Source organism: Microbacterium sp., assembly GCF_049661145.1.
In the GTDB taxonomy this organism is placed as follows: domain Bacteria; phylum Actinomycetota; class Actinomycetes; order Actinomycetales; family Microbacteriaceae; genus Microbacterium.
In genome coordinates, this window is sequence record NZ_JBASZT010000404.1 from 1 (window position 1) to 7,174 (window position 7,174).

At 70.2% G+C, this 7,174-nt stretch carries 9 protein-coding genes; 4 read left to right on the top strand and 5 right to left on the bottom strand.

Translation table 11 applies throughout. From position 1 onward, the window contains the following. On the bottom strand, window positions 1–527 hold a 527-nt coding region (locus tag WBP48_RS16850), incomplete at its 3' end, for a phosphoribosylformylglycinamidine cyclo-ligase (protein WP_424441895.1). A 265-nt stretch (window positions 528–792) separates the two neighbouring features. Here WBP48_RS16850 and WBP48_RS16855 point away from each other — a divergent pair. Next, window positions 793–1,401 carry a zinc-binding alcohol dehydrogenase gene (locus tag WBP48_RS16855; RefSeq protein WP_424441896.1) on the top strand — a complete coding sequence of 203 codons (609 nt, stop codon included), beginning with the start codon at window positions 793–795 and terminating at the stop codon, window positions 1,399–1,401. 9 nt (window positions 1,402–1,410) lie between these two features. On the opposite strand, the gene WBP48_RS16860 is transcribed toward WBP48_RS16855, so the two are convergent. Further along, window positions 1,411–1,743 (bottom strand): potassium transporter Trk, encoded by a 333-nt coding sequence (locus tag WBP48_RS16860; protein WP_424441897.1) that lies wholly within the window; start codon window positions 1,741–1,743, stop codon window positions 1,411–1,413. 84 nt (window positions 1,744–1,827) lie between these two features. Here WBP48_RS16860 and WBP48_RS16865 point away from each other — a divergent pair, with 84 nt between their 5' ends. After that, a complete protein-coding gene (locus tag WBP48_RS16865) occupies window positions 1,828–3,159 on the top strand; it encodes an NAD(P)/FAD-dependent oxidoreductase (protein ID WP_424441898.1) in 1,332 nt (443 codons plus the stop codon). 177 nt (window positions 3,160–3,336) lie between these two features. Here the strand turns inward: WBP48_RS16865 and WBP48_RS16870 are convergent, their stop codons facing one another. Both WBP48_RS16870 and WBP48_RS16875 read right to left on the bottom strand, forming a co-directional pair. Next, on the bottom strand, window positions 3,337–4,305 hold the full coding sequence (locus WBP48_RS16870; RefSeq protein WP_424441899.1) for an SRPBCC family protein: 969 nt from the start codon (window positions 4,303–4,305) through the stop codon (window positions 3,337–3,339). 60 nt (window positions 4,306–4,365) lie between these two features. Next, window positions 4,366–4,704 (bottom strand): ArsR/SmtB family transcription factor, encoded by a 339-nt coding sequence (locus tag WBP48_RS16875; RefSeq protein ID WP_424441900.1) that lies wholly within the window; start codon window positions 4,702–4,704, stop codon window positions 4,366–4,368. 189 nt (window positions 4,705–4,893) lie between these two features. Between WBP48_RS16875 and WBP48_RS16880 the strand changes: the two genes are divergently transcribed. Together WBP48_RS16880 and WBP48_RS16885 are read left to right on the top strand one after the other, a co-directional pair. Continuing rightward, window positions 4,894–5,100, top strand: a complete 207-nt coding sequence (locus WBP48_RS16880; RefSeq protein WP_424441901.1) for a type II toxin-antitoxin system VapB family antitoxin — start codon at window positions 4,894–4,896, stop codon at window positions 5,098–5,100. Continuing rightward, window positions 5,097–5,531 (top strand): PIN domain-containing protein, encoded by a 435-nt coding sequence (locus WBP48_RS16885; protein ID WP_424441902.1) that lies wholly within the window; start codon window positions 5,097–5,099, stop codon window positions 5,529–5,531. Before WBP48_RS16880 ends, WBP48_RS16885 begins: the two co-directional genes overlap by 4 nt. A gap of 129 nt (window positions 5,532–5,660) precedes the next feature. Here the strand turns inward: WBP48_RS16885 and WBP48_RS16890 are convergent. Beyond that, the coding region (locus tag WBP48_RS16890; protein ID WP_424441903.1) for an ABC transporter ATP-binding protein at window positions 5,661–7,174 on the bottom strand (1,514 nt) is incomplete at its 5' end.

A 7,174-nucleotide genomic window follows, 5' to 3' on the forward strand; every position in this document is an offset into this window, starting at 1 on the left:
CGGTCGGCGCCGAGCACGCGGTCGGCTTCGACGGCGCCGGTCGCCGCGCCCGCGACGTCGTAGTCGTCGATACCGATGAGCCCCGGATGCTCGGCGGTCTCGCCGCCGACGAGAGCGGTGCCGGTGGCGGTGCACCCGTCGGCGATGCCGCGGACGATGTCGGCGATGCGCTCGGGGAAGATCTTGCCGCAGGCGATGTAGTCCGTCATGAAGAGGGGCCGGGCGCCCACCACGACGATGTCGTCGACGACCATGCCGACGAGGTCCTGACCGATCGTGTCGTGCTTGTCGATCGCCTGCGCGATCGCGACCTTCGTGCCGACACCGTCGGTGCTGGTCGCGAGCAGCGGCTTCGAGTACGCGCGCAACGCGCTGGCGTCGAACAGGCCGGCGAAGCCGCCGACACCGCCGAGCACCTCGGGTCCGTGGGTACGACGAACGGCCGACTTCATCAGTTCGACGGCGAGGTCTCCTGCCGCAGTGTCGACGCCGGCTTCGGTGTAGGGATTCTGTGGGGCCTGTGCCACCCGAACAGCCTACCGGGCGGTCCGGCCGTCTCGGCTCGCCCCGGTCTCGCCCGTCCTCCCCGCCTTGCCCGCCTCGCCCGCCTCGCCCGTCTTCCCGGACGAGAGAACAACGGGCGGCCGAGGGTACGGGTGCTACCCGTTCTCTCGGCGCGGAGTTGTTCTCTCGCGGGTGGCGGGTCGCGGGTGGCGGGTCGCGGGTCGCGGGTGGCGGGGCGGGCGAGACCGGGGCGGGCGGCGGCGGGCCGCCGTTGCCTAGGATGTGGGCATGGCAGCAGCGGCGGCGGGACCGGAGTGGGTCGTGCGTGAGGATGCAGGGCCCCCGGTGCTTGTGGCGCTGTACCTGCGTCAAGTGCTCGGCATCCGCTTTCCGCAGGAACTGCCGCAGCTGCGCGGCGCTCCCCCGACCTCCGCGACGAGTGAGTACGACGACACCGCCACGCTCGAGCGGCAGTGGCGCGCGTACTGGGACATGACCGTCGAGCCGCAGGCGAATCACTCGCCGGTGCCGCTGGACCTCGTCGACGGCTTCGACATGCTCGTGGCGCTGCCGGTCGAGGGCTTCACCCAGCTGCAGGCCGCGATCGCTCCGCACGGTGCGGATGCCCTGGCTTTCGCGCGCGCGGCTCACGAGCGCTACCGTGCGGGGCTCGGGACCGGGGCCTCGTACCGCGCCTACGCCAGCGCGATCGCCCAGCACGAGCGCACCGTGGGTCGGCGCGCGCACTCGTTCGAGTTGAACGTGCAGGTGCTGCCGTTCACCCAGCGCGGCGTGTGGTGGATCGGGGCGCTGACGATCGCGGTGACCGACGGCCTCCGCGGCGACATCGCGGCCTTCGACGCCGCAATCGGGCCGGTCATCGCCGACATCGCGTAGACCGGCGACTCAGGAATCCGCGGGATCGGAGCCGCCGACCTCCGCGACGTCGACGCGGACGTCGCGGGTGCGGCGACCGACGGTGCGGTCCAGGATGAGCGCGACGGCGCCGCCGAGCGCAAGCCCGAGGGGGATCCCGAACAGGCACAGGAATCCGAAGACCTGGCCCGAGGAGTAGGCGGCGCCCGTCACCGCGCTGGGCTCGTCGGTGCCGTCGAACGCGAACGTGAGGATCAGGGCGACGAGGATGCCGAGGGCCGCCCCCGCGGCGAGGAACACCCCGTATCGCGGGCTACGGCGCAGCCGCGCGGTCTCGAGGTGGTGCTCGGCGGGAGGGGTCATGCCCTCATTGTCCCACTCGGCATCCACCTCCCGGGAAACCCCCGCGATCCACGACGCTGCCGCGGGCGACGGTAGCGTGGGGGGATGCCTGTGCCTCATGTCGTCATCGTCGGGGGCGGGTTCGCCGGTGTCTCGGCCGCCCGTGCGCTGCGCAGCGCACCCGTGCGGGTGACGCTCATCGACCGCCGCGTCTACAACACGTTCCAGCCACTGCTGTATCAGGTGGCGACCGGCGGGCTGAATCCTGGCGACGTCACGCACTTCCTGCGGAGTCTGCGGGTACGCCAACCCAACCTCGACGTCGTGCACGAGCATCTCATGGAGATCGATTCCGAGGCGCGCAGGATCCGCCTGTTCGACGGACGAACGCTTCCCTACGACTATCTCGTCCTCGCGACGGGGGTCACGACGTCGTATCACGGCACCGCGGGCGCCAAGGAGAACGCCTTCGCGGTGTACTCGCGGTCGCAGGCGATCGCGATCCGCGATGCGCTGTTCACGCGGCTGGAGCGCGCGGCGGTCGAGCCCGGCCGCCACCGCGGGCTGTCGGTGGTCGTGATCGGCGGCGGGCCGACGGGCGTGGAGATGGCGGGCGCCCTCGCCGAGCTGCGCGATCAGGGTTTGGAGCCGGCGTACCCCGAGATCGACGGCGACGCCTTCCGCATCACCCTCGTGCAGCGCAGCGAGATCCTGAAGCCGTTCATCCCGAAGCTCCGGGAGTACGCGGCGGCGCAGCTGCGGCGGCGGCGTGTGGAGCTGCGCCTCGGTGCGGGAGTGCAGGAGGTGCGGCCGGATGCCGTGGTGCTCTCCGATGGCACGGAGCTGCCGAGCGATCTGACCATCTGGGCGACCGGGGTCGCGCCGCACGAAGAGGTGCGCGAATGGGATCTGCCCCTCGACGACGGCGACCGGATCCGCGTGGGCGAGGATCTCCAGGTCGTCGGGATGCCGGGGGTGTTCGCCGCCGGTGACGTCGCGATCGCACCGCAGGACCTCCCCCAGCTCGCCCAACCGGCGATCCAGGGCGGCCAGCACATCGCGCGCCAGATCGTCCGGACGATCTCCGGCGAGCCGACCGAGCCGTTCTCCTACTACGACAAGGGGCAATTGGCGATCATCGGACGTCGGGCGGCCATCGGCGAGCTGCCCGGGATCGCGAACCTCCCGGTGCTGCATCGCATCGGCATCCTGCAGCGCGTCCCGCCGCTGCGGACACTCATCCCGCTCACGGGTGCGATGGGGTGGTTCGTGTGGCTGTTCGTGCACATCGGGAGCCTGCTCGGCCCGCGCAACAAGCTGACCGTCATGATCGGGCTCGTCGCGCGCTACGGGACGGTCCTCTGGCGCACCGCGGTACCGATCGTCGGCGATGTGCCGGCGATCCGCCCCAAGCGCGTGCCGCGCACGCCGCACTGATTCGGGCGACTGACTCGTCCTGGCGCGACGTTCGGGCGGCTGGGCCGACCTGGCGCGACGTTCAGGTGGCGCCTTCTGCGGGAATGGTCGAGCAGTTCCCGCAGATTGCGCCACCTGAGTCGCGTCGTCGACCCGCGTCGGCGTTGCAGGGGATGGATGCCGCGGGTCAGGCCGCGGTCACGCGGGCGCGAGCACGGCCTGCTCCAGCCGCGCGTACGAGGTCTCCATGCCGTCGGTCATGCCGGTGGCGAGGATCATGTCGCGGGTGTCCTTGTCGGGGTACTCGATCAGCAGCGTCAGCAGGGTCGCGCCGTCCTCCTCGTACAGCTGCAGGTCGTTGAGGGTGGTCGGGCCGTCGGTCCCCAGCATCCGCTCGGTGGTGACGGCGCGCCACGCGGGCTCGGACAGCACCGTCTCGCCCTCGAAGCCGAAGCGGGTCGCGGCATCCTCACCCTGCTGCCAGACGTAGCGGTAGGTGTCGCCGACCTCGCACTCGATAAGCTGCCAGCCGTCGGGGCCGAGGAGCCACTGCTTCAGCAGGGCGGGCTCGTGGTGCGCGCGCCAGACGAGGTCGCGTGGGCCCTCGACGAGCCGGGTGATGCGCACGTGCTGGTCGTCGAGCAGTTCGGTGCGCGTGCCCTTGCCCTGCGCGTACGCACGGAGGTCCTGCAGCACGGCGTCGAGCTGGTCGATCGACTGCCGCATCCCCTCGGCCTGGCCCATCGCGAGCACCTGCTCGAGCGCCTCTGCCGTCGGCGAGGCCGACACCGCCGTGAAGCGGGACCCGTCCGGTGTGCTCTCGAAGAGGAAGGTCATGCGTCCGGTGGGAATCGACGGGTCGACCTCGCCGTCCGCGTCGGCGAAGGAGTCGAGCACGACGATGCGGTGGGGCTCTTCGACCTCGACGAAGTCCCACCGGCCGTGGAAGCGCTGCCCCTGCGGGCTCGTCATCCAGTAGTGCGAGACGCCGCCGGGCCGCAGATCGTAGGTGCCGAACGTCGCCGGATACCCCGGAGGCCCCCAGAAGCGCTCGAGCTTGCGCGGGTCTGTGAAGGCGCCCCAGAGGCGCTCGACGGGGGCCGGAAAGTCGGCCACGAGGGTCATCGTGAGCGCCTCGGGGTCGGTGGTGACGGAGGTGACGGGCATCGGTTCTTCTCCTTGATTCGTGGGCTTTGGCCGGGCGGGCGGGGGTCCTGCGGAGTGGGTTCAGTCGTCCTCGGCGAGGACGGCGTCGAGGCGGTCGATGCGTGCGCGCCAGAGCTCTTCGTAACGTGCGAGGAGGATGCGGGCGCGCGCGATCATGACGGAGTCCGCGCGGACGAGCCGCTCGCGTCCCTCGGCGCGCTTGACGATGAGTCCGGCCGCCTCGAGCACCGCGACGTGTTTCTGCACCGCGGCGAACGAGACGTCGTAGGCCGCGGCGAGAGCGGACACCGACTGCTCCGCCGCGATCGTGCGCCGCAGGATGTCGCGCCGCGTCGCCGCCGCCAGGGCATGGAACACACGGTCGATCTCCTCGTCGCTGAGCTCAATTTGTACAACCATTTGGTTGTACGTTAGAGCAGCGGATGCCGGAGTGTCAAGGGGTGTGGTGTCATGTGGGTTGACACTGGATTTGGCAGTTGGACACGTTCGGTGGCAGCAGGTGACATCGGGGTGGCAGCTGTGACATGCGCGGCGTCAGGTGAATATATACTCAGGACTAGGAACGGATATATCGAGAAGGGTGGCCATATGAGCAAGACTCTGATTGATATCGACGACACCGTGCTCGCACGCGCGCAGGCGCTCTCGGGTATCGCCACGAAGAAGGGCGTCGTCGCCGCCGCGCTGGAAGGAATGGTTCGTCGCCTTGAGCTTGACGACTATGCCGAGTTCATCACCTCCGGCGCCGTCGATGACCTCGCAGATCCCGAGGTCATCCGATCGGCTCAGCGGTGACGCTGTTCCTCGTTGACAACTCGGTCATCCAGCGACTTGCCAAGCCATCGGTTCGTTCTGCCTGGGAACGCCTGCGCGAGAGGGGCGAGATCGCGACGTGCCTTCCGACACTGCTCGAGGCAGGTTATTCGGCACGTTCCGCGGCCGATCACCAACGCCTCATCGACCTCGAGTCGCGCGCGAAGATCATCCTTCCTCCTCATCCCGGAATCATCGAGGTCGCGCTGCGCATCCAGGCCGCGCTGTTCACGGCCCGAATCGGGCGCGCTGTCGGCGTCAGTGACCTGCAGATCGCCGCGACGGCATTGCACCATTCGAGCCCCGCACGACCAGTGAGCGTCGTGCACTATGACGCCGACTTCGACCAGGTCGCCGGCGTCGAACCTGGGTTCCGGTCCCAGTGGATCGTGCCCCGCGGTACCGCAGACTGAGCCGTGGCAGCCGCTGCCAAAGCGGATGTCCCCGACAGGGAACGCGTTCAGATGACACCAACGCCGTTTGGCTGACACCGCCCGCTCGCAGTGTGGCACCAAGTGCCACCCTGCGAGTCGCCTGCCATCTCAATCGCACTCCCCACCGACACCGCGTCCGTCGCTCCAGACCTCCCACAGCCGCGCGTACACGCCGTCGGCGACGACGAGATCGTCATGGGTGCCTTCTTCGACGATGCGCCCGGCATCCATCACCAGGATGCGGTCGCAGGCGGCGGCTTGGGAGAGCCGGTGGGCGATCACGACCGCGGTTCGTCCGTCGGTGGCGGCGGTGGCGGCTCGGTCGAGGCGCGCGGCGTCGGCGCTGCCGGCTTCGGCGGTGGCCTCGTCCAGGATCGCCAACTCCGGGTCGGCGAGTAGCAGCCGGGCCAGGGCGATCTGCTGCGCCTGCGCTGCGGTGAGCTCGTGTCCGCCGGCGCCGACGGAGGTGCCGAGACCGTCGGGGAGCTGGTGGAGGAGCCCTGTGGTGCCCGTGGCGTCGAGGGCGCGGCGGAGCTCGTCGTCTGTGGCGTTGGGGGCGGCGAGGGTGAGGTTCTCGCGGATCGTGCCGGCGAACACATGCACCTCCTGGGTGATCACCGCGGTGCGCTCCGGTCGGGTCGCCGTGCCGGCGTCGGGGTGGCGGGTGCCGGCGAGGATCGCGGCGAGCGTGGTCTTGCCGGCCCCGGATGCTCCGACCACTGCGACCCGTTCCCCGTGGGTCAGGGTCAGGTCGATGCCGTCGAGCACGGCACGATCCTGGTCGTAGCCGAACCGCACGCCGGAGAGCCGGGCGACACCGTTAGGTCCCGCCTCGCCGGTGCTGACGACTTCGGTCTCAGGGGTGGGGATGGCGATGACGCCGACGATGCGGTTCAGCGAGGCGGCGGCGGATTGGAGGGTGTCGAGGACGAGCAGGAGAGCGCCGATGGGCCCGAATAGGCGCAGGAACAGCAGCACCGCGGCGGTCGCCGCGCCGACGGTGGATTCGCCGGCGTGGATCAGCAAAGATCCGACGCCCAGGATCGCGGCGAGCCCGAGGTATTCGCCGACGTGGAGGCGTCCGAAGAACATGTTCTGCACGGTCGTGGCCCGCACGGAGTGTCCCGCGACCGTCCAGGATGCCGTCAGCACCCGCTCGTGACGCTGCGTCCCGAGGCCGAATCCGAGGATGGTGTCGTAGCCGCGCTGAGACTCGACGAGTTGCTGGGCGCGGGTGCTCATCGCGGCGCGTTCGGCGGCGTAGATGGGCGGGGCGGTGCGCAGGTACCAGCGCACCGTGATGACGTACACCGGGAGGACGACGACCAGGGCGAGGCCGTACCAGAGGTCGATGGCGGTCATCCCTGCCAGAGTGACGGCGATCGTGAACCCGGTCGCCGTGAAAGCGGGGATGATCGCGGGCGCGGCGTCGGCGATCTGCGCCACATCGTCGCTGGATCGGGAGACGAGATCGCCGGTGCCGGCGCGTTCCACGAGGGATTGCGGGAGGGTCATCGCGCGGGCGACGAGGCGTTCGCGCAGCTCCGCGAGCATCGCATGGTAGGAGCGCGCGGCGAGCACGATCGCGGCCGCCCCGCTCACCGCGCCCACCGTTGCGGCGG

Bases quoted from the DNA above. Each gene is read 5' to 3' on its own strand.
- WBP48_RS16870 (WP_424441899.1), bottom strand. From the start codon at position 4,305: ATGCCCGTCACCTCCGTCACCACCGACCCCGAGGCGCTCACGATGACC.
- WBP48_RS16865 (WP_424441898.1), top strand. From the start codon at position 1,828: ATGCCTGTGCCTCATGTCGTCATCGTCGGGGGCGGGTTCGCCGGTGTC.
- WBP48_RS16875 (WP_424441900.1), bottom strand. From the start codon at position 4,704: ATGGTTGTACAAATTGAGCTCAGCGACGAGGAGATCGACCGTGTGTTC.
- WBP48_RS16860 (WP_424441897.1), bottom strand. From the start codon at position 1,743: ATGACCCCTCCCGCCGAGCACCACCTCGAGACCGCGCGGCTGCGCCGT.
- WBP48_RS16855 (WP_424441896.1), top strand. From the start codon at position 793: ATGGCAGCAGCGGCGGCGGGACCGGAGTGGGTCGTGCGTGAGGATGCA.
- WBP48_RS16880 (WP_424441901.1), top strand. From the start codon at position 4,894: ATGAGCAAGACTCTGATTGATATCGACGACACCGTGCTCGCACGCGCG.